The organism is Bartonella vinsonii subsp. berkhoffii ATCC 51672, assembly GCF_902825225.1.
GTDB classification, from domain to species: domain Bacteria; phylum Pseudomonadota; class Alphaproteobacteria; order Rhizobiales; family Rhizobiaceae; genus Bartonella; species Bartonella berkhoffii.
Window position 1 is genome coordinate 1 of sequence record NZ_CADEAK010000209.1, and the last position, 421, is coordinate 421.

Annotated in this window: 1 pseudogene; it reads right to left on the minus strand. The window is 37.8% G+C overall.

Features of this window, described 5'->3' with window-relative positions:
- Positions 1-421, minus strand: a pseudogene (locus J7R10_RS08960) (glycine--tRNA ligase subunit beta); the annotation flags it as partial.

The following is a 421-nucleotide window of genomic DNA, read 5'->3' on the forward strand; positions in this document are numbered from 1 at the left end:
CCGGAGGTTAGATTATTGCTTTTGAGCGAACCAATTGTAAACGGAATAACATGCGTTTCACCAATTTCTGGTCCAAAAACGCAAAGAATGTTTTGTAAAGGTCGAATCTACTTCAGTGCTCCATTTTATGCTGAATCTTTGCCCCAACGCATAGATTTAGGCCATGGAAAATTACGAATAATATCTGGTAAAATATCGGCAATAATTTCTTCTGCATTTCGGCCTTTTTTTATGATTTTAGCGATATAAAAATCACCCTTTTTACGATCATGTGCAATGTCTGCTTCAGAAATATCACTCAGATTTGTTGCGCGTAGAAAGCCATCAATTACGTGCTGAGGTGAGTTTATACTAGGTCCTTTGCGTTCTTCATGGATGTCTTTTGAGCGTATAGAAAGACCACGGATATCTAATGTTAGTC